Here is a 25,790-nt window from a genome sequence, read left to right on the forward strand (position 1 = left end):
CTAGTAGCCTAAAGAGAAAAACGAACAAACCGAAAAATTCTGACTATTGTCAGCTGACACTATCGGAATGATGTGGTTATGTGGCGCCCTTCTAATAAGGCCCTGCATAGCCAATGGCACATGATACCAATCCTACGTTGCGTGAAGCCCTTTTCATGTACTGCGAGCGCATCAGTATCCATAAGAAGGGCCACGCACAAGAGAAATATCGAATTAACCTATATTGTCGTTATTCCATTGCTGATCTTCCGATTCGCAATATAACGTCAGTCGATGTGGCGACATTTAGGGATGAGCGATTAGCTGATCGTAATAAATAAAGTCTGTCGGAGTGTAATAAAGTCTGTCGGACGAAATTGAAAAAGCCCCGCCTTGTACGGGGCTTTTGCTTGTTGGGCAGAAACTATGCGCATTAATCGGCTTATGAGTTTGATAACCAGAACTTTATGCCGCTCAAACCAGTAGGCCCCTGTGAGTTGCCGCGACAGTCAGCGGAACATTTAGCGCGGCCTGAAGTGCATGATATATGCATTGGTGAATATGGGCCTTCAGCCACCGAACCCGGCATTGTGGTTTGGCAAATAAAAAAATAGTACGACGTACCTTGACATTGGTTTGTCGTGTGCCTATAGTTCGTTCCATGACGACGGAGGACACAATGCAATTCACTCGACATGCACACCAACGAATGACGCAACGCGGGATTACCCGCTCGATGATCGATTTGGTTCTGGAGTTCGGCGAAGTTGAGCAAGACAAGGCCATCCTGGACAAGAAGCACGCACAGCAGCTGATCCGTGAATTGGAGGAGAAGCTGCGCACCGCTAAGAAAATTTTGGACAAAGGCGGATGTGTGGTTGTCGAGGCGGATAACGCCATCCTGACGACTTACAACTACCAGTCGAAGCACTAAGGGAGTAAGCCATGTACGAAAAACTAATTCACCAGCTGGCTCAGCTCCTGCGGGGCAATATGGTGCCGGATGAGTTTTATCCAGTCGCCTTGCAACTCTTGGCGTGGGTACGGCTCTCCAAGCTTGGGCGTCTAATGGGTGGGCTGGCTTTTAATCCTGTCGAGCCTCCGAGGGATGCCAAACATCTAGTTTCTATCTTCAACCAGATCGGGAGTTACGAGGCGCTAGGGCCTGATAGTAGTGCTTACGTGTATGTCAGCCCAGCCCTTCAGCATTTGTCGCCGGGGCAAGTGCTCCAAGCGCTAGAGCTGCTAGCTGACGCCAATTTGGACTTGCCGTGGGCTCCCGATAACCTGACGGCAGCGATGAGCAGTGCGGCGGGTAAATCGTTTGCGAGTCTGCCTAACGAGCTGACTGGCCTGATGGCTAAGCTCGCCCGAGTAGAACCTTCCATGAAGGTATATCTACCCTTCGAGCAAAGTTTTCAACTGACAGCAGTGGTTCAGGCGCTCAGTGCCGCGACCTTTTCTGAAACCAAGATGGCTTGGCCGTTTCCTTGGTTGGTCAATCTGCTTTCGGATACGTCAGCGAGTGTTTACGTGGGCGATAGTCTGGAGCGTCCGGGCTTCCTGGAGGAAGGCCGGCTGACACAATTCGATATCAGCCTGTGCTTCCCGCCTTTCGGGGTGAAGTATGACCCGATGCTTGCTGAACGGGATCTGTTCGGGCGTTTTCCGGAGCAAACCGCGTCAATCGCGGTACTGGCGGTACGCCACATCCTCGCCCGTACTAAAGGGCGTGCGGTTGTGGCTGTACCCAACGGTTTGCTGTTCAGTCCCGGTGCGGAACGATCACTGCGTGAAGATTTGCTGGCGAAGAAGCAGATTGAAGCAGTTGTCGCATTACCTGCCGCGCTACTACCGAACACGGCGTTGGCTTTCTCGTTGCTTATTCTGAATCGAGAAAACACGAGCGATAAGATCGTGTTTGTTGATGGCACAAACGATGCCCTGTTCAAGAAGGATGGCCGTGGGCGTGCGGTCTTGACGGCGTGGGAGCAAATTGCTGACCTCGTACTCTCTCGCATTGAAAACGACATATCCAGGATCGTTTCAGTCGAGGATGTCCTTGGTAAGGATGCTCAGCTTCAAGTAAATCGCTACTGCAAATCCTCGGACGGCGAGGCTGTGGAAGCGTTGCTCGAAAAATACCCCAATCGTGCCTTGGACGAGTTGGTCAGCATTGTGCGTCCGCTACCGATTTCTAATAGCGATGAGGGAATCTCTGTACAGGAAGTCGGGCCTGCCGACTTCCCTGAGTATGGCTACGCTCAGATTCCCGGTCGCGAAGTATTCATCACCGAGGCTGCTTTTGCGAAAGGACGTAAACAGTTCCTACGCCCTTTCGATATCGCCATCACGATTAAAGGAAGCGTAGGGAAGGTGGCGATTTTCCCGCCTGAAATCGATGTCGGCGTGAGCGCTGGCTGGGTTGCAGGACAGTCATGCTTAGTGCTTCGAGTTGATGACAAAGGTATCATCGACCCCCGTGTTCTTTTCAGTTTCCTAAAGTCGGAAATCGGCCAAGCCCTGCTGAAGCAGATTGTCTCGGGGGCTTCGGTTCCGCTGATTCAGCTCCGGGAACTGGAAAAGATCAGGATTCCCGTTCCAGATCGACTTGAGCAAGAAAAGACGATCGAGGCGTTTGAAAAGATCGTTGAAATCGAGCGGCTGGTTGCGAACTCTCGTGACGAGCAACGAAAACTCAGCAATGCAATCTGGACAATTTAAAAAAGAAAAATATGGATCACTCAGTACACAACAAGATCGTCAGCTTCATCTGGTCAATCGCTGACGACTGCCTCAGGGATGTTTTCGTGCGCGGCAAGTACCGCGATGTCATCCTGCCGATGTTCGTCCTGCGCCGTCTGGACTGCCTGCTGGAGCCCAGCAAGGAAACGGTGCTCGAAGAGGTTCGCTTCCAGCGTGAAGACGCGGAAATGGCTGACCTCGATCCTCACGGCCTGCGCGAGGCATCGGGCTACGTGTTCTACAACACATCCCGCTTCACGTTGAAATCGTTGCTGGGCAACCCGTCTCAGTTAGAGGCCAACCTCAAGAACTACCTTGACGGCTTCTCGGACAACGTGAAGGAGATCGTTGAGAAGTTCGATCTGCGCAACCAGATCCGCAAGATGGCGCAGTCGGACGTGCTGCACGACGTGATTGAGAAGTTCGTTTCCGACGAGATCAACCTCAGCCCCAACGACCGCAAAGGCCCGGATGGGCGCACCCAGCCGGGACTGTCCAACTTGGGCATGGGCTACGTCTTCGAGGAACTGATCCGCAAGTTCAACGAAGAAAACAACGAAGAAGCCGGTGAGCACTTCACGCCCCGTGAAGTGATCAAGCTCATGACCAATTTGGTCTTCATTCCGGTCAAGGATCAACTGCCCAACCCGCTGACCATCTACGACCCGGCTTGCGGTAGTGGCGGCATGCTGACCGAGTCGCAAGACTTCATCACCGATCCCGAAGGCGAGATCAAGGCCAAGGTGGGCGTTTTCCTCTATGGCAAGGAAGTGAACCCGGAGACCTACGCCATCTGCAAGTCCGACATGATGATCAAGGGCAACGACCCGGAGAACATCAAGTTCGGTTCCACACTGGCGACCGACGATTTCTCGGGCACCCGTTTCGATTTCATGCTCACGAACCCGCCCTACGGCAAGAGTTGGAAGAGCGACCAGAAGAGCATCGTTGAAGGCAAGGATGTGATCGACCATCGCTTCCAGGTCAATCTATCCGACTACACCGAGGAAGACTTCGACTTTTACCCGGCCATTCCGCGCTCGTCGGACGGCCAGCTCCTTTTCATGATGGAGATGGTGGGCAAGATGAAGCGACGCAGCGACAGCCCGATGGGCTCGCGCATCGCTTCCGTCCACAACGGTTCGGCTTTGTTCACTGGCGATGCAGGCAGCGGCGAGAGCAACATCCGCCGCCACATCATCGAGAATGACTATCTGGAAGCTATCATCCAGCTGCCGAACAACCTGTTCTACAATACCGGTATCACTACCTACGTCTGGGTTCTGTCCAACAACAAGGTCGACCAGCGTAAAGGCAAGGTGCAGTTGATCGACGCCAGCAACCTGTACCAGAAGCTGCGCAAGAACCTCGGTGAGAAGAACTGCGAACTCACCGACGAGCACATCCACCAGATCACCCAGCTGTACTTGGAAATGCCGAATGACGGCATTTCCAAAGTCTTCAACAACCGTGATTTCGGCTACTACAAGGTCACGGTGGAGCGCCCGCTGCGGCTGGCAGCCCAATTCAGCCCCGAGCGCATCGCCACACTGCGTTTCACACCGGGCATGCAGGACATCATGGAATGGGTGTATGGCAAGTACGGCGATGAGGTTTACACCGGCCTGAAGGCGCATGCCGAAGCCATCGAAGCCCACCTTGAGCGCGAAGAAATCGCTCTTTCTCCCAAGAACCGCAAGGAACTGCTGTCCGAAGCCACATGGCGCGAGCAACGCGACATCATGCAGGGCGCACAGCAACTGGCCGAGAAAATCGGTGGCGGCGAATTCCTTGACTTCAATCACTTTGAGGGCGTCGTCGATGACACCCTCAAAGTGCTGGGCCTGAAGCTGGCCGCACCCGCCCGCAAGCAAATCCTCAACGCCGTCAGCTGGCGTGACGAACGGGCCGAGAAGGTTATCAAGAAGGTTCACAAGCTCAATGCAGCCAAGCTGAATGACTTGCTAAACCAACTGGACACCACCCGCGACAAGCTTGGCGACTATGGCTACATGGCGACACCGACCGGCGAGTACATCGAGTACGAGCCGGACAGCGAGCTGCGCGACACCGAGAACGTACCGCTGGCGCTCGATACCAGCCTGTCCGCATCCAGGGTGATCCACGACTACTTCATCCGTGAAGTGCGCCCGCATGTGGACGAGGCCTGGATCGCTATCGACAAGACCGTGATCGGCTACGAGATCAGCTTCAACAAGTATTTTTACCAGCACAAGCCACTGCGTAGCCTGGAGGAAGTCACGGCGGAAATCCTGGCGCTGGAGGCTGAAACCGATGGCCTGCTCAAGCAGCTGGTGAGCTTTGTCGGGAGCTCAAAGTAATGCAGCGCTACGAGAGCTACAAACCGAGTGACGCTGCTTGGCTAGGCAATGTTCCCTCTCACTGGGACGTTCAGCCTCTCCGTGCTGTGACCTCGCTCAAGTCCGACAAGAACAGGCCTGATCTGCCTGTTCTGTCGGTCTATCGAGAGTATGGAGTCATTCTGAAAGACTCCCGAGACGATAACCACAACGCCACCTCACTCGACACGAGCACCTACAAGGTCGTAAAGCCTGGCGATCTGGTCGTCAACAAGATGAAGGCATGGCAAGGCTCGATGGGCGTGAGTTCCCATCACGGAATTGTTAGCCCTGCGTACATCACCTGCACTACAAAGGCGGATCGGGTCAGCCCCGCATACCTTCATTACCTCCTGCGGTCGTCACCGTTGATCGGCGTTTACAACTCTTTGTCTTACGGCGTTCGCGTTGGGCAATGGGACATGCACTACGAGGATTTCAAACGAATTCCGATTCCCTTGCCGCCCAAAGATGAGCAAGACCGCATCGTTGCCTTCCTCGACCAAAAAACCGCTGAGATCGATGCTGCGATTGCGAAGAAAGAGCGGCTGATAGAGTTGCTAGAAGAGGAAAAGCTAGCGCTGGTCAATGAGGCCGTAACTTATGGTCTCAACCGCGCAGTTTCCTTCAAACACAGCGGGATTGAGTGGATAGAAAAAATTCCATCACATTGGGTTGTCAGAAAAATATCGCATTTGTTTAGGCTCATAGGATCAGGCACCACACCTGCAAGCGGGAATCCTGCTTACTATGAAAACGGTACATCTGACTGGGTAAACACTGGGGATTTGAATGATGGAGTGATGGTTGGGGAAGTAAAAAAAGTCTCCAATCTTGCACTGAAGGCCTATTCGTCCCTTAAGGCCTATCCGGAAGGGACATTGATTGTTGCAATGTATGGAGCAACGATCGGCAAAACAGGAATTACGTCGCGAGTAGCCACTGTCAATCAAGCGTGCTGCTGTTTGCATGGTGCTGAGAAAATATCTACAAGGTATGCACAGCTTTGGTTCTACGGAAACAAAAATAATATTGTCGCAATGGGGTATGGCGGCGGCCAACCAAATATCAGTCAAGACTTGATTCGCTCTCTTCGTATTCCTACGCCACCTCTGCCTGAACAGGCTGCCATCGTCGAATTTGTCGATGCTCAGACAAGAATCATTGATCAATTAATCCAATCAACAAGGATAGGATTGATTAAGTTGCATCAACTGAAGCAGACATTGATCGCCTCTATGGTGACAGGAAAATTCAATGTTTCTGGGGGAGAGCAATGGTAAGCCAAACCAACGAAGCAGCGCTCGAAACGCACATCGAAAACGCCCTTGCCAAGGACGGCTACTACATTGGCAATCCAGCTGACTTCGACAGAGAGTTTGCCATCGACGGCAAACTCTTCTGGCAATTCCTCGAAGCCACGCAGCCCAAGGAGCTGGCAAAGCTGAAGGATCGCCCAAACTGGCAGCGCCTGCTGCTGGAGCGGCTAAACAAGAAGATCAAGAAGGACAGCGTGCTGGCTGTTCTGAAGAAGGGGTTGGACATCGATGATGCCCATTTCGATCTGCTCTACCGGCTGCCCTACAACGACCTAAACCCGGAAGTTGTCGCCAACTTTGCGGCCAACATCTTCAGCGTCACCCGGCAGGTGCATTACAGCGAGTCTGACACTTTCAAGTCGGTGGACATGGTGCTCTTCGTCAATGGCTTGGCGATTGCCACCCTGGAGCTGAAAAATCCTTGGACCGGCCAGAACGTCCACAACGCCATCAAGCAGTACCGCACCGATCGCGACCCGCGTGAACCGCTGTTCGAATTTGGCCGCTGTCTGGTCCACTTTGCGGTGGACCCAGACGAGGCCTACATGTGTGCCCAGCTGGCTGGAAATGACAGCAATTTCTTGCCGTTCAACAAGGGTTTCAATTTCGGTAAGGGCAACCCGGTCAACCCGAAAGGCCACAAAACAGCCTACCTCTGGGACGACATCCTGCCGCGCCGCAGCCTGACCAACATTATCGAGCAGTTCGCCAAGTTCACCGTCGAGAAGGACAAGAAGACCGGCAAGGAGCGCAAGGCGCTGTTCTTCCCCCGTTACCACCAGCTGGACGTGGTGCGCGGCATCCTGGCTGATGCCAAACAGAATGGCATCGGCCAGACCTACCTGATCCAGCATTCGGCGGGCTCGGGCAAGTCCAACTCGATCACCTGGCTGGCCTACCAACTAGTCGAGCTGTACGACACGGCAGGCACTGCCAACGTGTTCGATTCCGTGGTCGTCGTGACCGACCGCAGGGTGCTGGACACCCAGCTCAAGGACAACATCAAGCTCTTCTCCGAGACGAAGAACATCGTCGCCCACGCCGAGAGCGCCGCCGAACTGAAGGCGCATCTGGAGTTGGGTAAGAAGATCATCATCACCACGGTGCAGAAATTCCCGTTCATCGTGGATGCTATCGACGATCTGACAGACCGTAACTTCGCCGTCATCATCGACGAAGCCCATTCTTCGCAATCTGGCAGCGCTTCCGACAAGCTGAACATGACGCTGGGGGCGGAAGACGAGGACGTGCCGGAAGACCTCCAGGACAAGATTCTTGCGGCCATGAAGGGCCGCAAGATGAGCCAGAACGCCAGCTACTTTGCCTTCACTGCCACCCCGAAACCGGCCACGCTGGAGAAGTTCGGGCGGCAAGGTCCGGACGGGAGGTTCTATCCCTTCCACCTGTACTCCATGAAGCAGGCCATCGAGGAGAAATTCATCCTCGACGTGCTGGAGAAGTACACGACCTACAAGAGCTACTACGAGGTCCAGAAATCGGTCGAAGATAACCCGCTGTTCGACACTGCCAAGGCGCAGAAGAAGCTCAAGGCCTTTGTGGAGGCCAGCCCCCGCACCATCGAAGTGAAGGCCAAGATCATGGTAGATCACTTCATGAGCAACGTCTGGCAGGCCAAGAAGCTCAAGGGCAAAGCCAAGGCGATGGTCGTTACGCGCAACATCGAATGCGCGATCCGCTACTTCTTCGCCATCCGCAGCGCATTGCAAGAGGCCAACGCGCCATTCAAGGCGCTGGTGGCCTTTTCGGGCGAGAAAACCGTCGATGGCATCAAGTACACCGAGGACGGACTCAACGGCATTCCCGCCCGTGACTTGCCCGAGGAATTCGAGAAGGACGATTTCAAGATTCTGGTTGTCGCCAACAAGTACCTGACCGGCTTCGACGAGCCCATGCTGCACACCATGTACGTGGACAAGAAGCTGCAAGGGGTACTCGCGGTGCAGGCGCTCTCACGCCTGAACCGCTGCAACTGGAAGCTGGGCAAAACCGATACCTTCGTGCTCGACTTCTACAACTCCGTGGACGACGTCAAAGGGGCATTCGACCCGTTCTACACGGCCACGAGCTTGAGCGAGCCCACCGACGTCAACGTGCTTCACGACCTCAAGGATGTGCTGGATAACTTCGGTATTTACGACTGGTCGGAGGTAACGACCTTCAACGAGAAATTCTTTGCCAGCGCAGAAGCCGAAGAACTGCACCCGATCATCGATACCGTGGTGGCCCGCTTCGAGGCTGACCTCGACGACGAGCAACGCATCGACTTCAAGATCAAGGCCAAACAGTTCGTCAAAATCTACGCGCAGGTGGCGGCCATCATCCCGTTCAACAACGTGGGCTGGGAAATGCTGCACTGGTTCCTGAAATTCCTGATCCCCAAGCTGAAGGTGAAGGACCCGGATCAGGACAAGCTGGACGAGTTACTGAACAGCATTGATCTTTCCACCTACGGGCTGGAAAGGTCACGCCTTGAGGTGAAGATTGGCCTCGATGCTTCGGAAACGGAACTGGAGCCCCAGAACCCGAACGTCCGTGGCGGCCACTTCGGCGACGGCGACAAAGACCCGCTCGACGAGATCGTGCGGGCCTTCAACGAGCGCCACTTTGCAGGCTGGGAAGCTACACCGGAAGAGCAGCGGGTGAAGTTCATCAACATCGCCAAGCATGTGATGAACCACGCCGACTACAAGGCTCAGGTCGAAGACAACCCGGATACCCAGAACCGGCAGTTGGCGCTGGAGCGCCTGATCCAACAGGCGATCAGCGTCGAGCGGCGGCGGGAACTCGACCTCTACAAGCGGTATGCGTCCGACCCGGATTTCAAGCGAGCTTTTGATGCGAGTGTGTCGAGATTGCTGACGTCTGCAGCCAGCGCAGCCATTTTGGCTTAACGAGTAGGGAGGACTTATGGCAGAAACCGAGAATATCTCCAAAATGGCGGAGCTGTTGGCATCCGCCATTTTCAAGGAACTCAAGTGGCAGCAGGAAGCACCACTGAATACCAATTATTCGTGCGTGCTTACCGAGTCTCATGGGAAGAAAACCCATCCCGCCGATGTTGTCTATTGGTACAAGGACCCGTACAAGGGGAGTCGGATTTATGTTTTAACTGACTTGAAAAGCTACGCTCGCGGATCAATTACAGCAGATACTGTAAAAGGTAGCGTCACCAACTTGGCGCTATCTGTCGAATGCGCAAAGATTAGCGATGAGTGGCGGCGGAGATTCATATCTGGCTCCGACAATACAGATCTGGTCGGGATGCTCTTCATATTCAACCATGATCAGGGCTGGGATGCTGAGTTTCCAACCTTTTTAGGCAAGATGTTTGACGAGTATCCGAGAATACCGTCAGGGGTGAGGCTGTACATTTTTGGCCCTCAAGACATCTGGTACTTGAACAACATTATTTTCGACATGAAGGCGCTGCGGGGCGATGGAGAACTGCCTCAACTCAGCGATTGCAGCTTCCTCTACCCTGACCTGTCTCGTTCGAAAGTTGTTCAAGATGACTGGGGGTGTGCTGCAACGTTGGAGTGCCTAAAAGCCCCATGGCAGATAATTAAGTATCGGATGAATGATGGCAGCATTCATTTGCTTATTTACTACCGAGGAGCGGGCGAAACCGTTCAGGAGTTCATCTACCTCATCGACAAGCTGGTTCACTTTCAATGGGTGGCAATGTGCGCGACGATTCGCCTGCGTGCTCCCTATGCCTCCCAGAACGCTGCCGCAACATTTGCACTAGCAGTCAAAGAGTATGCAGACCCCTTGGGGGAATCGACCAAAGACAGCGAGAAGCTTAAGAAAATACGGCTGGAGACAATCCAAAAGGTCACGCCGAATTTTTCGGAAATCGAGATCGGAATGGAGGCAAGATGATCGCTACTGGCTCTACGTTCTACGCAACCTATCGTGACATCCGCGACGCTCTTCTTTCCTCCAAGCAAAGAATATCAAAAGAGTTTCTTTTTGATTTCTTGAGCTGCAGAGGGGTTTTGATTTCAGGTTCTTCGTCGCGCGAGGACCTTATCGAAACCCTTGCAAGCCTCACGCATGGGTATTCTGACTTTGAAGAAATCTACAATCAGTTGGAGGTCGTTCCGCGCCCCGAGCGGACGACCTCTAGGGCCATTGAAACGTCAGTTGACAGCACAAAGTTGCAAGCTGCCGTCGAGGCAATAAGAACAGCGCGCCGCGATCACCATGAAGCAATAAATCTAATCGTCGCTGAAGGCGGCGCAACAAAGATTAAGGTTGAGTACACCGAACTAGATCATGGAAAGACCTTGCTGCGCCAACGACGAGCAAAAGAGGCAGAGGTTGAGGTTTACAAGGTCGGCAAGCAAATCAGACTTCGGTACCCGGCCAATGAGCGCCTTGAGAACATCGTAGACTCGTTGATCGAATCGATACAAAAAAATGAGAAAGATCCGATCAAGCAGGAAGTCGTTGATCTTAGTTCTTTTGACAAGGAACGCAGAACGCTCTTCTTTAAATCGCTAATTACGAGCCTAAACGGGTACGAGTTCGCTGATGTGATTAAAGTTGCTGTAGACAACGAGATCGATGCGGTTGAATTCTCGGAAGAGACCGACTTCTCTGAGGACGATTCCGAAGATGAGCAAGCGGCAAGTGATGATACGGCTGATGTTGCCGAGCTTCGTGCTGAGGTGGCAGCAGGCGTAAAGAGTTTCCTTAAAAGTGCCGCTTTGGACGGCACTGGGGTACTCCACTCCAAAGAATTGCAACAGTTTTTGGAGTCTGGTTTCTTCATCTCACGCGTGATTTGGCAATCGACGCAAAATGCCAAGAATGGCTTCAAAGTCGAGATTGAGGCAATGCTGGAAAATCCCTCAAAAGGGACTGGCTTTCGCTACTCGGTTAAAGGCTACTACCCCTGCAAAAAGGATGGTTCGCATGCTTTGACCAGAAGGCAAGCAAGCGATGTTGTTAAAAAGCCGGTGCTTGCCGCAGTGGAGGATGCGGCGATGAAAGCTTTTCGTGAGCTATCTGTAGTTCAGGCACCAGACGATGACGGAGGCTCATCATGAGGCGCATTAGATGGTTCAAACTAACTTCAAAGAGTGAGCTAGGAAAAATCGAGCGCCAGATACGCGCACAGAAATTTTCCCTGAGCGAGCCTGTCAGTTCGGGTTTTAGAGTTGAAAGCAAAGACTCTTCTTGGCTAAAAGGACAGTTCGTTCACAAACGCACTGTAGATCAGAAGATAACGCTACCTTCTGGGGAAGAGTTTTCTCAAGAAATCGCCACCATCGATGTTACAAAATTTGGAATCGACTATTCGTCGGATGGAGGCCTGCTTTATTTAGAGGACCCACCAAGGACAACAACGCCATTTTTCAGTGCCCTATCACAGGCCACCATGTTTGATTGCACCATTGACCCCATTGAAGTCAATGTTGAGAAATGGATCGAGCATCTTCTATCCTGGAATGAAGGAATTTCTGTCACTTATATGGATGTCGCGGGTATTGCCTTATCTCAAGGTGTAATAGCGAGGGTGGCAGTTGCGGGGGAGAAAGATGTGGCAGCTGTTTTTCGCGAGGCGATGCCACTAGGTCAACGCGGAAGAATTGAAAGCGCAAAGATACGATATCCATTCCAGGATGGATCCAGTCTCGTTGTAGAACTTAGTTGTCGTGCATCCCTCAAAGCCCCTACAAGCTTTCCTGCTGAGGAAATTCAGGCACTACGAGATGCAATGCTGCTGTCGATTAAAGAGGTGAAATAGAAACGAACGAGCCAACCCCCAAAGGTTGGCTTTTTCAATTTTGGTGGGCCCTCAGTCGAACTCGGTACCGACGGATTATGAGTCCCGTGGCCGACTCCAAATCGCTGGCAGCACAGAGCGAAGCCACTCCAGGTCGTTGATGTACAACCACTGAAAGCCGTTGGCAGGAATGCGCCTGATCGCCTTGATAGGCAACCCGGGATTGTCGGAAAGCACTTTCAGAAATTGCTCTCTGTATCGAGCCCGAAGCTTTGCGAGGTGGTTTGTCGCCCATTCGCTTGCCAGCTCGGGATGAGTAGCGAGATAGTCTTTAATAAAACCAGGACGGATTGAAAGTTCTTCGGCGATTTTCCCTCGCTCAACGCCCTCTGTGAGCAGTTTTCGAAGCCTTGCTTCTCTCTCAGTCCCGACGATACGAGGCCGCTTCTCGCGATTTACGCCGACACTATCGAGGTATTTGATAGCCTGTCCTGTGGGAACGCCGAGTTCCTGCGCGGCCTTGTTCACGGACATTGCTTGCGTGCGAATCCAGGCTTCCAGCTTGCTTCTTGAGTCCGTGAGGGTTTTCAGCAAAGCAGTTACGCCAGCGTCAGCTTTTACAGCCAGATGATCGGCGTACGCCTTCTGAAAATCCTCCGGCCCATCGAACAGGAAATTCAGCAGCAGAAGATGCTTCAGCGGGTGGCGTTGCCCAACCACTTTTCGGAACATGCCGCCCAGAAACCCTGAATTCGGTCCATCAGTTTCGGCCGCAATTGAGAATCCAGGTAAGGTCGCGATTTCACGGTACGCGGAGTCAAACGAATCTTTCAATTTATGGAGTCGCAGCGTTCCATCAAAAGCGATCCAGGATCGCTGTTTAGCTCTGAGCAAATAAGCCCAGCGGAGTATCTCTTCGTCGAGATGTAGTTCGTTGTCGCCAACTAGCTGTCTAGACCACGATAGCAATTTCATGAGGGATTGGAGGGCTTCTGCCGAGGCTGCAGGCCGAATCCAACCCGAGGGGACGATGCCTTTCGGCTGGTAAAAAATTCGTCCTGAATTTCCTGCGCTGTTCGGATCAAAGCACCAAAGCAATACGTGGTGCCGCCCACAAAGCGCACATGAAGGCCATTGGTGTTCTGTATGCCAATAGGCATAGCCGAGGCGTTTGAACTCCTCCTCCATGCACTCGGGGCAGACCCTAAAGGTTTGCGAGCTAACAATGCCGCTTCGACTGAGCCCCAGTTCTGCTTTTATCGCTCCAGGGCGTTCGCCTCTCATGGCCGTGATCAGCTTCTGATATTTTTCCTCCGGAAAAAAAGGGCGGTAAAAGCCGGCCAAGGTGCGAGTCCTCGCAACCGTTTCAGCATCCCCAAGATGGGCACGGGTAGCCGTCTGCAGAAAGTCGAGTCGGCTAGGCAAGTCAGGAGTGAACGCGGCATCTGACTGGCCAAACAACTGGCGACTAGTGGTTCCGGCATCAACGTTTCCGGATGCTTTGTGATAAACCGCGGACCAGCTGTAGAGCGTTTGGTCGTTTTGAGCTCCCGGGAGAACCCAGGAGTCACTCCCCAACAGATTGTTTTGGTGAGCTGGCATCTCGTTCATCATCGCCAGCCGCTCTCAGACCTTGGAAAAGCCTGCATGTTTTTGATCAAACTGACCCGGCATCGAACAGTGGCTGCCGCGCCAGAACATCAGTGCGTCATCGACTTCGTCAAAAATCAGTTTCAGAGTGGTTGCTAACTGGATGGGGGAAAGCCCTGTCGGGTAACTGGCGCGGAGTGATTTAATCATTTGCATTTTGTCGATCTTGCCGACAAAGGCGTGATGTACCCACGTGTCCGGTATTTTTCGTTGTGCGGCCGCCGCCAGAAAATTACGTACTTGCAGAAGCGTGGTTCCGCCGGAGCGCTCCTCGAGTAAGGCGTGTAACCGAACTAGGAATTGATAGTGGTTGTCTGGTGCAGCTTCCTCAAGCATGCTCACGGCCAGCACGCTATATTGCTGGCCGAATGTAGAACGATCCCCGACGGGAAGCCCGATTGAGCGAGCTGCATATGGGGAGTGGCTCGTAAAACAGAGGTATGGGGTGAAATGCAATTCCACATCGTGTTTCAAACACCGAGTAACACCGGGAGTCTGGTGGCTACGTCGCCAGTAGTTCCAGCCCCAGAATGCGCGATCCTCTTCAATACAGCTTGGACATAGCCCAGAGCGATGGCCTTTGACACGGATCGCCCGCCGGTCGGCCTGGTTGATTTCCTGTTTGCCTTGCTGCCCGCTGCCACTGAGTTGAGTCCATGGGACAAGTGTGTGGAGTCGCTCCAGCTCTGAGTTAGGTATTCCCGTGTAGTCAGAGACTAGTGAGGAGGTCTGGTAGATGCTCGCGGCTCTTTCGGCAACTACCTTCTGCTCATCCCGAATACTCTTTATGAACCGCCAGGTGTCGGTGCAGCAGTTTGCGACAGCAAAACGCTTCAGCCATCCCAAAATAAATTCATCTGGTAATAGTTTGGGAACTACCGCGTCGGCCCAACGTAGTAGCGCTGTTGCGCTTCGTTTAGGCTGACAGCTCAACGGGGTTAGGCTCTGCAGAGGTCATCCGGTAACAGGTATCACTTCGAAGACTTATCTTTTCGGAGAGTTCTGAATCCGGGGTGCGCGTTGAGCGAGAGAACCTTTGCCTGCGCGGCCTTTTCTGGGTTTGCGCTGAGTAAATTCGCCGCGGCAAGCGGGCGGCTTGTGTAAAGCTCGAATACGTAAGCACCACAAATCAACAGGGCAAATATCACCAAAAAAGCCAAGAGCTTCATGGGCAAAGGCATTGGGGCCAGTGCTAGTAAGGCGGAAAACATGATGCCTCCTGCCAAGCAAACAGCGTATGCCAGGTAGGTGATGGCTTTTAGCCAATATCCATTACGGTATTGAAGTTTCCCATTACGGACGGATGCATCTCTGTTCGTTACGACGAGACCTAACGCGCCTACGTCCTTCCCCTCTATCTCTGCTTCAAGAACAGCAGAGGCAATATCACGGTCTGTCGTTCTGCCAAATCGGCAGGCAAATTCGTAATGCTTCCACTCCTGGTAGGCCTCATCGATTAGATCTGCTTGCTCAGTCGCCTCGGTGATTTTTTTCGCGGCCAAGGTTCGGCGTATTTTCCACCACCACAGCCCTGCGATAACGTGGTCCAACCCATTGAATCGAGAAGCAATACTCACGCACACCTCTCCAATCGCTCAGTCCCTTGCCGCAATTCGATCAGCGCTGCCTCGTCGTTTCGCCCGGAATACACCGTGCAGAATGCCTTGAAGGCAGCAAGGCTGGCATCAGCAGAGGCCGCAGACGCCTCGGGCAAACCAATTTTGAGTGCTGCGGAAAAACTCGCCCAAAGTATTTCATTCTTGAAGTGGAGCCATTCCGCATCGTTGTACATCGATCGGGTGCGTTGCCCGGTTAGCAGGTAATCGACATCAACCCCGTGTTGTCGCAGCTTCTCGAAGTACTTGGTATCCGGTTGTCGGTCATTGTTCTCATAAAAAATTTGAGTGGCGCGCCCAAGTCCAGCAAGTTCAGCGAATGCAGCCTGAGTCATGTCTAGCCGTTCTCGCTCGAGGCGGATTCTTTCACCGATCTCTTCGCAGTAAGTTTTTTTTCGTGAGCTTGTCATGTTCTAAAATGTGCATTATCGTGAACTCATTCTAACGGATTTCACGTGCTGTGTCTGAACAAGAACAACTGCAAAAGGTGCGCGACGAATTCCTCTCAAGGGGAGTTTCAATCGCCGAGTGGGCTCGACAACGAGGCTATTCGCGTGCCTTGGTGTATCAAGTGCTACGCGGCAACAAGAAATGTTTGCGTGGGCAGAGTCATCGCATTGCCCTGGCTCTGGGCCTTAAGCCGGGGATTCCTGGTGGAATCGAGAGCATGCCGTTTTGAGTGCGGCGAAATGCAATAAAGGGGAGCAGAGAGGGAAAAGTACCTAAGCCAAAAACAACGTGGGCCCACGAGGGGCCCACTTTTCGAATCGAAGAGAGACGGATCTCACTACGACCTAGCAATCACAGTGTCCTCCAGATCTCTTTGAGTGTCAACACGCGTGCACACGAAATGAAACATTTTCGTTTTTCTCGCATTGGAGGACCTATGCCTACCAATTTCCCTTAGTAGCGTCATAGCTGCGAGTTAAGTCTCGCGACCTTTCTGCGCCTGTTTCGGCGCATTCATCGTTTAGCGCGCCACAGGTCCGTGTGTGCAACGGGGGTGCTATGACCAGAAAACTCATTACAGGCAATCGCCTGCGTACCGTATTCAAACGACAAAAATCTCCCACATGGGACAAAAATTACCTGCCTAGCATCCTCGCGACACGGGAAGAGGCTCCGGATATTTCTCGTGCATCCATCTTGACGCCAGGGATGCTCGAAAGGCGCTTTCACTGTCTGTCTGAGCCCGAGAAATATTTGTCAATTTTTGGGTTCTACAGCCAAAGGTTTGCTGGCGCGCAAGAGCAACGGATGATGCCGGCGCATCCGACCCCGCATCCGTTGTGCACCATGCCTACCGTTATCGACAAGCGACTGCCTGTCTTGCCCGGCACGCTGGCAATCGCCGAAAAAATTGGCGCAACGAACATTCTGAGTACGGGCAGTCTTCCTGCAGAAAATGAGGGGGAGGAGTCTCTAAAAATCATTCTTCCGTTCTTCTCGGACATCTTGTGGGCCATCAGGGAGCCAGACGGCTCCGTGAATAAGTGCATCAACTGGAATATCAAGGACGAGCAAGACGCATTTTCCCTGCCCGCGCCGCAAAGACGTCGAGGAAAGGCGTCGGCGGAAAGCGACACAGATAGGACGATTGCTCGCCATACCTTGGAGCGCCTCTATCACGAAGAGGCTGGCATTCGTACCGTTCAACTTGGGTTGGATCAACTCGATGAAACCTTCCGAGAAAATCTCCGGCGGTTATTCGGACAGCATCGGAGGAAGATCGGTCTTGATGAACAACTACAGGGAGCATTGAAAGAGCGTTTCGCCACTACTTTGCAGGCTGGGGTTCCCCCATTTGAAGTCATTCTCGACCTTAAGCGCCGGCATCAATTTGACATTCACGATGCACGGACATTCCTGTGGCAATTGATTTGGCGAAGGGAACTGAGGGTGGATTTGTTTTCCACATTGCTGATTGATCGGCCCCTGAAGCCGGAAACCATCGATCCCTTGAAAAAGTACGCAGACTGGTTCAGGGGGTAAGCATGCAATGCGGTTCTCTTCTCAATGTGCCGGACGGATTCGGTGCTCTGCGTAAAGATCTGGACTACGTTTTTCTGGCAAGTCGCAAAGACAGAGTCTTACTTGCGCAACTCGGTACGCCCAACTCGAAAGGAAAAATAAAGCCCGGTGCTCATCTGATTGCTTTGGTGCGTGATGATTTTGAGGAAGCGCTCGATGCTGGCTTATTGCTCGACACCGAGGAAATAATCACCCTCCCGCCATGGCTGGATGAGGTTAGTGAGAATGACCTCGAGTTGTGTGATGCTCGCCGCCCCAGAGCAATAATCCTCCATAAGGATCGTGTCGAAGGCCGATTACTGAAAATTGCGGAAGCCGTCTCGGATCCTCGAACATGGATGTTTTCTGAAGATCCTGAGCGCGCACTTAACCACATGGCAAGAGCAGCGGGGTGCAACGAAACTCGTTATCGAATGTGGGCAGTTACCTATGTGGCGTGCGGCCGAAATATATGGTCACTTCATTCCCCCTGGCACAACATTGGGCGATGGGCGCGCAAACTTCATCAGAAAAAATTTGGTAGGCCTTCGCTAAGGTTTGGTACTCGCTATGGCAGTGCCGAGGATCCCAAACTGACGAGGGAATACCTGGCTGGCTACGGAGAGCACGCAAGGTTGGGACGGACACTGCAAGAAGTCTATGACCTGATAATGGTCAAAAACCTCAAATGCAAAATCGGCTCCCACGGGAAGCAAAAATTCAAGGTGTTCATTCCACCTCCGGGTCAAGGCTTTTACACCTACGACCAGTTTCGCTACAGGCTGATTCAGGAATTTGGACTTGAACAGATACAGATGGATCTCTATGGAGAGATCCGGGTGCGTACCAAAATGTCTCCCTCAAGGGGGAAGTACGCCGAGCATTTGGTCAATCTCATGGAGGAGGTCGAGGCTGATGCCTTTAGCTGCGCCGAGCTACCTCGTGGATATCTGGAAGGCAGCACACTCCCTCCATTAAAAGTTGCCGTAGGCGTCGATGTCCTCTCTTCCATGGGCCTGGGCATTGGCTTTTCGCTGGGCAGCGAGCGCCGCGAGGCATATCGCATGATGCTCTTCTGTATGGCGGTTCCGAAGGTGTACTTCTGTAAGCTATTTGGCCTAAAAATTGGACCAGAAGACTGGCCCAGCCAAGGTCTGCCTTCATCCTACATTACCGATCGAGGGCCTGGTGCTGCATTAAAACTGATTGAGAAGTTCGACGATGAGTTTCCAATCCGAGAGCTGACATTGGCCTATTCAGGACAGTCCAAGGCAACGGTTGAGAGTACCAATCCCAGAAAGCGAAAAATTGAGGGTAGGCCAGGCTATTACAAAAGCAAATTCACGCCGATCAAACTCGCCAGAAAGCTGATCTGGGAGTTCATCAAGCGAAATCGCACACGCTGGATCGAAAGCAAAATTGAAGCGATTCCAGAGATGGCGTTTGTCTCCCCTGACCCACTTTCTTTCTGGAATGCCTATAACGTCCGTGGGCGAAATGACGCCCAAATGATGAGTATTGACGATGCGGTGCGTACTTTCCTCACACCCAAAAAGCTCTCGCTGAAGGAGGACGCTGTTTACCTTGCAGGACAGCGGTTTAACTCCGACAAGTTCAAGGCAACAGGCATATTTCAGAGGCTCAAACGATCAACCGTGGATGTCATGGAGATCAATGGCTATGTGCTGGATTTGTGTGTGCGGCATCTGTGGGTTGAGTTGGACGGTCAGCTATACCAACTTGATGCGCAGTTAAAGGTTGGCGGAGATGCCGATGATCTGTACGTAAGCCTCAGTGAACTTGAACAATTTGCAGAGGCTCGGGCCGAGATGAATTCGGCATTTCGCCAGCATCAACGAGCTGCTTCGGCCGAGGGAATTAGTCGTTTTGAGGAAGATACCGGGGACGACTGGGATTCAATCCAACGAAAAACGGGGCGGCCTAAAAAGACAGCGCTAGCCAAGCGCGAAGAAAAGGAAGCCAAGCAACAGGGCTCGCGAGGGCAGAAAGCATGAGTCCCCACCCAAATATGTGGGCCCAGCGCTTCGAAGCCTTGCTAGAACGGGAAGCCTTGAAGCGAGCAGCAGAGTATTACCCCGAACCGCTGTATGAATTGGGGCGACACCCGATCACCTTGGCGACGAAAATGCTCAAGAAGTCCCTTGCGTCGATTTTTTATCCATCAGAACAGTGCCTGGAGATACTCGAGGTCTGGGTCGGTGAGGCGTATGCACATGCCTGTTTGATCTACACAGATCCACTGGGATTTTGCGCCGCCATCCAATCAGAATTTGAGACGTTACCCCTTCCTGAGTGGCAAGCCCCCACCATATTGACGGGGCTACCAGGGCTCGGAAAAACAGCTTTATCAGAAGCGTACCAGCGTGCTGTGGCACGTAATGTATCAATCACAACGCCTGACGGAACGGTGTGGCCACTGCGATCCAGTTGGTACGTCAAATTTCGCGACATCAAGACAGAGAATGGCTTCTGGCAGCGTTTGGGATCAGCTTATACAGCCACTCACGATAACGTTTCTTACTGCCGGAGAATGGCCTACCGATCCGGGATTTGTTACTTAGGCTTGGATGAACTGCAGTTCTACACCTTATCAAAAGAGGCAAATACCAACATTGCCAGGTTGATGATGGTGGCCGGGAATTTGGGATTGCCGATAACCGCCGTTGGTAACTACAGCTTGGTTCGTCGTTTGATGAAGCGCCCCTCTCCCGAGCGGCAACGCTTGCTAAGCAATGTCAAGGTGATGATGCCCGACGATCCTGAAGGGCCTGACTGGGAAGCGTTTTTAGTGCACCAGAAAAATGCACTCCCCGAGATTTTGGCAATTGATCCGAAAACAGATGGGCCGAGAATCAATTTGCTTTCCGGAGGCCAAAAGCGCGCCGAAAGCCGACTGATTGAAATCGCTTATGAAAACAAGCGAAGTGCCAGTAGCAATTCCGACGTCAAGGTGACTCTTGCAGACCTCGAAGTCGCCTACAGATCGCGTGAATTTCAGTTTGATAGAAGGGATATTGAGGACGTCTCTCGTCGAACTCTTATGAATGAGACGAAGGAAGATGATCTGTCATGCCCCATCGAGTTGCCTGAAACACTGGTGCAGCAATTTAAGCGACGGGCGGAGCAGGAGCGAGCCAGTCGTGTGGCACGCAGAGAGCTAGAGGATGCCTTGACTGCAGAAGACAAGCAGCATCTGAAAGAGGCATCACGTGCCGCACCAAAGCATCGGGTGACTGCAACCGTGAGATCCATCAATGCAAAAAAATCGCCGAAACCAACCCTGGCAGATATGGCCAGGAATTCGGCCACCTTTTCTGAAAACGTTTAATGAAAGGAAGTGAAGGTGTCTTTATCTGATTCTGAATTGCTCAATGCGGTCAAAGAAAAATTGGGCAAGCGCCGTGATGTCGAGTTGGCTGAACTGTTGCGTGTTTCCAAGAGCGTGGTTTCGGAAGTGAGAGCTAATCGAAGGAAACTTCCGGACTACAGCCGCGTTGTTGCGTTCGACCTACTGGGCTACGAGTGGGCCAAGATGGTTTTGAAGTATGCCTTCTACGACGATTTAAAAGTGAATGGCCGGGAGTCATGAGGCGTTGCGTTTAACGAAGTTTCCCGTCAGATCTCATGTGATTTTCAACCGAAGGAAGGCGCAGGCGTTTGGAGGTTCCAACTCTCGATCAGGACCAGGCGCCACCAATATAGAGGATGGCTGGGCGGGCTTTTTCAACCGCACGCCCTGTGGTGCGCTGCTCATTACCCTTTGTCAAACGAATTTTCCATTTGCATATTTTGCGCGATAGAATGGAGTTTATGTACGCATAAATTTTTTTGTCGAATGTCCACTCTTTTTGCTTGGCTTGGTAATTCAGATATCCGTGCCTCAGAGGATGCAGGGGGTGCGGACTTTGGCCCCATTTTGATGGCGCTGGATACGGGGGGGTACGAGCGCCTGGTGCTCCTGTCAGACCATGGGCAGCAGAGAACGCAGAACTACGCGGCATGGCTGGGCAGGAAATTTGCCGGCGCAATAGATGTACGATACGCAACACTGCGGGGCCCCACCGATTTCGAAGACATTTACAAAGCAGCGAGCGGGGTGGTATCCGCAGCGCTAGCTTCTTCGCCGGGTCTGAAAGTTACCTTTCATGTGAGCCCGGGAACCCCTGCCATGGCTGCTGTGTGGGTCCTGCTGGCCAAAGCAAAGTACGGCGCCGATCTTATAGAGTCATCTCGTGAGCACGGCGTGCGTCCTGTTGTCGTTCCATTTGATCTGGCTGCTGAGTTCGTTCCGGTTGGAACCAAAGAAGCCGATGAGGCGCTTGCACGTCTCGCACAAGGATTGCCCCCTGCTGCGCCAGAGTTTGCCAACATCATCTATCGCTGCGGAGCAATGAAGCGTGTAGTCGCGATGGCGCAGAGATTGGCTCAACGAGATTTGCCGGTGTTGATCCAAGGGGAGTCTGGGACCGGCAAGGAACTCTTCGCGCGCGCCATCCATGCCTCCAGCAAACGAAAAGACGCGCCCTTCATCGCGGTCAACTGCGGAGCAATACCTCTCGAACTGATCGACTCTGAACTGTTTGGTCATGAAAAGGGTGCGTTCACCGGTGCCCATACAACCCGTGTCGGCCACTTTGAGGCGGCTGACCGCGGGACGCTTTTTTTGGACGAAATCGGTGAGCTGCCGCTGTCATCGCAAGTTCGACTGTTGCGCGCACTTCAAGAGCACGAAGTGACACGTCTAGGGGCTAGTAAATCTCGAAAAATCGATGTGCGCATCGTCGCAGCTACTAATCGAGTTTTGCCGGAAGAAGTTCGGGTAGGGCGATTCAGAGAGGATGTGTTTCATCGAATAGCGGTTGGCATCTTGGTGCTGCCACCCCTGCGGGCTCGAGAAGGAGATCTCAATTTACTGATCGACACTTTGCTTGAGCAGATCAATCGCGAAGCAACTTCGCAGCCAGGCTTTATGCATAAGAATCTATCTGTTGGCGCAAGAAATCTTCTTCTTCGTCATGCCTGGCCGGGCAATGTGAGGGAGTTGCACAACGCTCTTTTGAGGGCATCGATCTGGGCGCCAGGAGAGGAAATAGGAACCGAGGATGTCGCTGAGGTGCTCTCGCTTACATCCTCTAGCACGGACGATACGATTCTCGGAGCCGCACTTGGCGATGGCTTCTCCCTGCCGGATTTGATGGCAGAAGTGGCTCGCCACTACCTTGATAGAGCCATGGATCAGAGTCATGGCAATAAGACTGAGGCGGCGAAGCTGTTGGGTCTCGGTAGCTATCAAACGTTGACGAATTGGCTGCTCAAGTACCAGCCAAAGAAGCCTGGCACGGATGGTGCTAAGTAATAAGAAATTTTATGAATTGGAGGCTGGGTCATGGGGTTTGCCAAATACCACGAAGACATCGTGAGCCGGTACGTCGGCGATTTCGCGCTGCGTTCCACTAAGTCGCCAGTTTCGCCACCCAAAGTCCCAACCCCGAATACTAAAAAGCAATCTGATCAAAGGACAAAGAAAATGAGTAGTCTCAAGAAATTTGCTGTTGCCACCCCTCGGCCCCTACCCGTAATCGTTTTGGCTGATACGAGCGGCAGCATGGGGGAAAACGGCAAGATCGAAGCGCTAAATGCTGCGATGAAGGACATGGTCTCGACTTTCGCCAAGGAAAGTCGTTTGCGCGCCGAGATCCAGGTGGGCCTGATCACCTTTGGTGGCAAGGCGCAGATGCACTTGCCATTGGTTGCGGCGCATGGCGTCGCAGGGTTCTCGGAGTTTCAGGCTGGTGGTGTTACTCCGATGGGTGCCGCATTTGACCTCGCTCGTCTGTTGCTGGAAGACAAGGATCGCATCCCCTCCCGAGCCTATCGCCCCGTTCTGATTCTTTTGTCTGATGGGCAACCAACCGACGACTGGGAGGCTCCTTTCAAGGCTCTTTGCGACTCCGAGCGGGCACAGAAGGCGACCCGGCTAGCAATGGCGATTGGGCCGGATGCCGATGAAGCAATGCTGAAGGATTTTGCAAACGACGCAGAGGCTCCCATTTTTAAGGCCCACAACGCCCGGGACATCCACCGCTTCTTCCGCGCAGTGACCATGAGTGTGACCACTCGCACTGCAAGCCAAAATCCAGACATTTCAACCGCATTCGTTGTTCCGCCCCCGGATGACGATGCACTGGATCTCGACTTCCAATGAGGTTTATTGCCTGCGGCGCGAGCGTCATTGGCCCCCGACACCGGGATCTGGGCGAGCCTAATCAGGACGCGATGGTTCTGGCGGGTTGCCGAGGTGGCTGGATTGCGGCTGTGGCAGACGGATTGGGATCGAGAGCACGTAGTGATCTGGGGGCACGTAGTGCCTGCCAAGTTACCCGGCGGATCTTGCGCGCTACATCGAGCAGCTTAGATCTACCCGCAACCCTGCCCTTGATTCATCAGCAATGGCTTGAAGCGATCGTTCCGACAACTCCCCGAGACGCCGCGACCACGCTGCTGTTCGGCCGCGTGACAGATCAAGGCGAGGTCCATGCAGCCCAATTGGGTGATGGTCTTCTGCTGGTGAAATGCGCTGGCGAGTTCCGTCGCATCACGCCAGAGCGCACAGCCTATGGCAATCAGACTTGGGCACTTGAGTCCACGCACCTGCAGGACAAATGGAGCTGTACGAAAGGCCGATTCACCGAGCCGGGTGATGGTGTTGTCTTGATGACAGATGGCGTGGCCGATGACCTCGAACCTGCACATCTTGCCGGCTTCTTTGATGCGCTTTACCAAGACTTAAGCGCTAGAAATCGGCGCAGAGGCAGACGCTGGTTGCAGTCTGAACTGAATGACTGGGCGACACCCTTACACAGCGACGACAAAACACTCGTGGCAATTTTTAGGACGTCTGAATGAGCACTGCAACACCAGAGGCACCAAAGAAAAACAGGACGGTGCTAGACCAACACGGTCAGTCCTATGAACTGACAGGGCGTATCGGCGAAGGCGGTCAGGGGATCGTTTGCACGACCAACTACCCCAATGTACTCGTCAAAGTCTCTCGCGCAACCACAGAAGAAAAGCGAAACAGTTGGACGAGCAAGATTCGCGCACTTATGCGTCAGCCACTTGAGGGCCTTCCCATCGCACATCCGCAAGCCCTCATCACGCAGCCGCAGCCCGGTTACGTCATGGAACTGATGGATGGACTGGTCCCAATGACTGAACTGATGCAGGTCGCGACGGACGCCTTGATGTCAGATGAAGGCCTCTCGGGCTATGTGAAGACAGGCGGTCTGTTGCGCCGGTTGAAGTTGCTCGCGCGACTGGCTCGGGTCCTGGCTGAGTTGCATGGCCGAGGACTCGCTTATGGCGATCTTTCTCCTGCAAATGTCTTCGTATCGCAGTCACTAGAGTACGCCGAAGTCTGGTTGATCGACGCCGACAACGTTGCGAGTCAGTCGCGTGACGGTCAGCAAGGTGTATTCACCCCCGATTACGGGGCTCCAGAGATTCTGAGGGGAGAGTCCGGCATCAATACACTGACCGACAGCTGGAGTTTTGCGGTCATGGCGTATCGCATCCTCACGCTGGTTCACCCCCTCAAGGGGAACGTTGTGCTTGAAGGTGAACCCGAGCGTGAAGAGGCGGCCCTCCGAGGCGAACTCCCTTGGGTAGATCACCCAGTTGATCGCAGCAACGCCTTGTCGATAGGACTTCCCCGCGAAATCACGCTCAATGCGCCACTGCGTGCGCTGTTTGAACGATGCTTCAATGCTGGGCTGAACAATCCGGGTGAGCGGCCAAGTCTGAATGAGTGGGCAGATGCATTCGAGGCTGCCACAGGCCATTGCGATCAATGCGAGTCTTGCGGCAGCACGTTTTTCTACACCTCGAAGCACATCTGTCCATTTTGCGATCACGCCCAGGACACGAATCGCACGATCCTCTTGCAGGAATATCGCTATATGCCTCCGGATCTGCTCCGGGAGGGCTTGCCGGAAGATGTTCCAGAGTCGTTGATTCGAAAAGAGTGCTGGACTCGCACAGGCAAAGCGATGGTTTTGAGTATGAGCCCTACCGAGTTAAAGACTTTGCCTTTGGGGACGTCCCTGTACGCGGATGCCCGTCCGCTATGCACTGTCGAACTTGCTAAGGATGGGTTGTGGATAGAGCCATCAGTCGGTACGCAAGTTTCCTTGCAGAGAGCATCTGATGACAAAGTCGTCGCTGTTGTGCGTCGTCAGCGGCTCAAGTCAGACAGTCGTTCAGGAGTGTCTTTTTGGCTCCACCTAGGCGCAGTAGAAGAAGAGCACGTCGTTTGGCGTTTCAACTGGTGAGGCAA

Annotated in this window: 21 protein-coding genes; 17 read left to right on the forward strand and 4 right to left on the reverse strand. The window is 53.1% G+C overall.

The features are described 5' to 3' along the window. Positions 1–658: 658 nt before the first annotated feature. The 8 genes from AZSI13_RS04610 to AZSI13_RS17205 are packed head-to-tail and all read left to right on the forward strand — an operon-like array spanning position 659 to position 12,179. Positions 659–913, forward strand: coding sequence for a DUF4258 domain-containing protein (locus AZSI13_RS04610; RefSeq protein WP_109039983.1), 255 nt, complete (start codon positions 659–661; stop codon positions 911–913). Positions 914–924: 11 nt separating this feature from the next. Beyond that, complete coding sequence (locus AZSI13_RS04615) at positions 925–2,703, forward strand: N-6 DNA methylase (RefSeq protein ID WP_109039984.1); 1,779 nt, start codon at positions 925–927, stop codon at positions 2,701–2,703. An 11-nt stretch (positions 2,704–2,714) separates the two neighbouring features. Further along, a complete protein-coding gene (locus AZSI13_RS04620; RefSeq protein WP_109039985.1) occupies positions 2,715–5,066 on the forward strand; it encodes a class I SAM-dependent DNA methyltransferase in 2,352 nt (783 codons plus the stop codon). Further along, positions 5,066–6,367, forward strand: coding sequence for a restriction endonuclease subunit S (locus AZSI13_RS04625; protein WP_109039986.1), 1,302 nt, complete (start codon positions 5,066–5,068; stop codon positions 6,365–6,367). Before AZSI13_RS04620 ends, AZSI13_RS04625 begins: the two co-directional genes overlap by 1 nt. After that, entirely contained in the window at positions 6,361–9,315 is a 2,955-nt protein-coding gene (locus AZSI13_RS04630) for a type I restriction endonuclease subunit R (RefSeq protein WP_109039987.1), read from the forward strand. The genes AZSI13_RS04625 and AZSI13_RS04630 overlap by 7 nt, the downstream gene beginning before the upstream one ends. A 16-nt stretch (positions 9,316–9,331) precedes the next feature. Continuing rightward, positions 9,332–10,306 (forward strand): hypothetical protein, encoded by a 975-nt coding sequence (locus AZSI13_RS04635; RefSeq protein WP_109039988.1) that lies wholly within the window; start codon positions 9,332–9,334, stop codon positions 10,304–10,306. After that, positions 10,303–11,478, forward strand: a complete 1,176-nt coding sequence (locus AZSI13_RS04640; RefSeq protein ID WP_109039989.1) for a hypothetical protein — start codon at positions 10,303–10,305, stop codon at positions 11,476–11,478. The genes AZSI13_RS04635 and AZSI13_RS04640 overlap by 4 nt, the downstream gene beginning before the upstream one ends. Further along, the gene (locus AZSI13_RS17205) at positions 11,475–12,179 is read left to right on the forward strand and encodes a hypothetical protein (RefSeq protein WP_133247259.1); all 705 of its coding nucleotides are present in this window, start codon (positions 11,475–11,477) and stop codon (positions 12,177–12,179) included. Before AZSI13_RS04640 ends, AZSI13_RS17205 begins: the two co-directional genes overlap by 4 nt. A gap of 75 nt (positions 12,180–12,254) precedes the next feature. On the opposite strand, the gene AZSI13_RS04645 is transcribed toward AZSI13_RS17205, so the two are convergent. The 4 genes from AZSI13_RS04645 to AZSI13_RS04660 are packed head-to-tail and all read right to left on the reverse strand — an operon-like array spanning position 12,255 to position 15,834. Continuing rightward, positions 12,255–13,772 (reverse strand): TnsD family Tn7-like transposition protein, encoded by a 1,518-nt coding sequence (locus tag AZSI13_RS04645; protein WP_109039990.1) that lies wholly within the window; start codon positions 13,770–13,772, stop codon positions 12,255–12,257. Between the two features lie 12 nt (positions 13,773–13,784). Then, positions 13,785–14,741, reverse strand: a complete 957-nt coding sequence (locus AZSI13_RS04650; RefSeq protein WP_268807502.1) for a TniQ family protein — start codon at positions 14,739–14,741, stop codon at positions 13,785–13,787. A gap of 38 nt (positions 14,742–14,779) precedes the next feature. After that, positions 14,780–15,385: a hypothetical protein gene (locus AZSI13_RS04655; protein WP_109039992.1), complete on the reverse strand. Its 606-nt coding sequence runs from the start codon at positions 15,383–15,385 to the stop codon at positions 14,780–14,782. After that, positions 15,382–15,834, reverse strand: coding sequence for a helix-turn-helix domain-containing protein (locus tag AZSI13_RS04660; RefSeq protein WP_109039993.1), 453 nt, complete (start codon positions 15,832–15,834; stop codon positions 15,382–15,384). The genes AZSI13_RS04655 and AZSI13_RS04660 overlap by 4 nt, the downstream gene beginning before the upstream one ends. 50 nt (positions 15,835–15,884) lie before the next feature. Between AZSI13_RS04660 and AZSI13_RS04665 the strand changes: the two genes are divergently transcribed. The 9 genes from AZSI13_RS04665 to AZSI13_RS04705 all read left to right on the forward strand — a co-directional run bounded on the left by AZSI13_RS04665 (position 15,885) and on the right by AZSI13_RS04705 (position 25,785). Next, a complete protein-coding gene (locus AZSI13_RS04665; protein WP_201262302.1) occupies positions 15,885–16,103 on the forward strand; it encodes a DNA-binding protein in 219 nt (72 codons plus the stop codon). 329 nt (positions 16,104–16,432) lie between these two features. Next, positions 16,433–17,416, forward strand: a complete 984-nt coding sequence (locus tag AZSI13_RS04670; protein ID WP_133247260.1) for a hypothetical protein — start codon at positions 16,433–16,435, stop codon at positions 17,414–17,416. Between the two features lie 2 nt (positions 17,417–17,418). Continuing rightward, entirely contained in the window at positions 17,419–19,449 is a 2,031-nt protein-coding gene (locus AZSI13_RS04675) for a transposase (RefSeq protein WP_133247261.1), read from the forward strand. Then, positions 19,446–20,783: a hypothetical protein gene (locus AZSI13_RS17210; protein WP_133247262.1), complete on the forward strand. Its 1,338-nt coding sequence runs from the start codon at positions 19,446–19,448 to the stop codon at positions 20,781–20,783. The genes AZSI13_RS04675 and AZSI13_RS17210 overlap by 4 nt, the downstream gene beginning before the upstream one ends. A gap of 15 nt (positions 20,784–20,798) precedes the next feature. Further along, on the forward strand, positions 20,799–21,044 hold the full coding sequence (locus tag AZSI13_RS04685; RefSeq protein WP_133247263.1) for a hypothetical protein: 246 nt from the start codon (positions 20,799–20,801) through the stop codon (positions 21,042–21,044). 246 nt (positions 21,045–21,290) lie between these two features. Beyond that, positions 21,291–22,811 carry a sigma-54-dependent Fis family transcriptional regulator gene (locus tag AZSI13_RS04690; RefSeq protein ID WP_109039998.1) on the forward strand — a complete coding sequence of 507 codons (1,521 nt, stop codon included), beginning with the start codon at positions 21,291–21,293 and terminating at the stop codon, positions 22,809–22,811. Between the two features lie 30 nt (positions 22,812–22,841). Then, the gene (locus AZSI13_RS04695; protein WP_201262303.1) at positions 22,842–23,660 is read left to right on the forward strand and encodes a VWA domain-containing protein; all 819 of its coding nucleotides are present in this window, start codon (positions 22,842–22,844) and stop codon (positions 23,658–23,660) included. Next, entirely contained in the window at positions 23,657–24,361 is a 705-nt protein-coding gene (locus AZSI13_RS04700) for a PP2C family serine/threonine-protein phosphatase (RefSeq protein ID WP_109039999.1), read from the forward strand. The genes AZSI13_RS04695 and AZSI13_RS04700 overlap by 4 nt, the downstream gene beginning before the upstream one ends. Beyond that, on the forward strand, positions 24,358–25,785 hold the full coding sequence (locus AZSI13_RS04705) for a protein kinase (RefSeq protein WP_109040000.1): 1,428 nt from the start codon (positions 24,358–24,360) through the stop codon (positions 25,783–25,785). The genes AZSI13_RS04700 and AZSI13_RS04705 overlap by 4 nt, the downstream gene beginning before the upstream one ends. Positions 25,786–25,790: the final 5 nt, after the last annotated feature.

The sequence above is a fragment of the Azospira sp. I13 genome (assembly GCF_003112695.1).
Taxonomy (GTDB): domain Bacteria; phylum Pseudomonadota; class Gammaproteobacteria; order Burkholderiales; family Rhodocyclaceae; genus Azospira.